Genomic DNA, 1203 nt, shown 5'->3' on the forward strand with positions numbered 1-1203 from the left:
TCCTTAAAAATATTACAATGGATAAATACCAGATTTACTCATTACCTGCTCAAACTACTGTGTGTGACACGAATGCACTTAATGTGATTCAACCTGCATAAAACGAACACTGTGAATGAGGAGCTGGTTATCAGTCTAAAGTACGGACGCTAAGTCCTAGTGATGAAGTCGATATACCATTGCATCCTACATTCTAACAGTTTAAGTAATGAGATGGATAAATCCTTACTGGATGTAAGGGGATTACCCATAAGTATATTGTAGTAGTGATGAGTTAGGTGTGCCAAATTTTTTATCAAGATACAGAACTAGTGTTTGCTAAATGCGGAGGCATATGGTATAATATAAACATGGAAAAAGATACATTTACTATTAAGAGAAATACACTTTCATATGGTAGAGGATATGTGTATTCTTTGCAATATCATCTTGTCTGGTGCACGAAATATCGAAAACAGGTTCTGAAAAATGGGATAGACGCAGAATGTAAAAAAATGTTGTATGGACTTGCGGAGGAATACAAATTTAAGATTCTGGCGATGGAGGTTATGCCAGATTATATTCATTTACTTCTGGATTGCAAACCACAATTTTTTATATCAGACATGATAAAGATTATGAAGGGGAATCTGGCACGTCAGTTGTTTCTTTCACATCCGGAATTAAAACAGGAGCTATGGGGAGGACATTTGTGGAATCCATCCTATTGTGCAGTCACCGTAAGTGACCGAAGCAGGGATCAGGTAGTGGCATACATTGAGGGACAAAAAGAGAAGGAAAAAAGAAAGTAGGAAACTTTATGCAGATTGTATCCAGCTATGGAGTAGAAATTAAAAAAAAGAATATACCGCTCCGCGTTACACTGGATATTTTCCGGAAAGCAGTTTCCTATCTGATTCCGGTGTATGCAGAGACATGGGAAGAACTTTCAGAAATCAAAAATCTACAAAAACGCTTTAATGAGGCGGAACATCTGGTACATGAGACAAAAAAGAATCATGCCAGATTTCCGTTTGACCGTCATTTTCCTAAGATGCCATCTTATCTGAGAAGAGCGGCGATTCAACACGCACTTGGAGCAGTGTCCTCCTATCAATCACGCCTTAGTTTGTGGGAAAAGGGAGAACTGAGGGGGAAACCGAAGCTGGTCTGTGAGAATCATGCGATGCCGGTATTCTATCGGGATGTCATGTATAGGGAAGC

General features: G+C 39.0%; 1 protein-coding gene and 1 pseudogene. Both read left to right on the forward strand.

Annotated features, from left to right (window positions below):
- Positions 1 to 350: 350 nt before the first annotated feature.
- Positions 351 to 791 (forward strand): IS200/IS605 family transposase, encoded by a 441-nt coding sequence (tnpA, locus tag C7U56_RS15240; RefSeq protein ID WP_107001914.1) that lies wholly within the window; start codon positions 351 to 353, stop codon positions 789 to 791.
- An 8-nt stretch (positions 792 to 799) separates the two neighbouring features.
- Positions 800 to 1203: pseudogene (locus C7U56_RS15245) on the forward strand (IS200/IS605 family accessory protein TnpB-related protein); the annotation flags it as partial.

Source organism: Clostridium fessum (genome assembly GCF_003024715.1).
Lineage (GTDB): Bacteria > Bacillota > Clostridia > Lachnospirales > Lachnospiraceae > Otoolea > Otoolea fessa.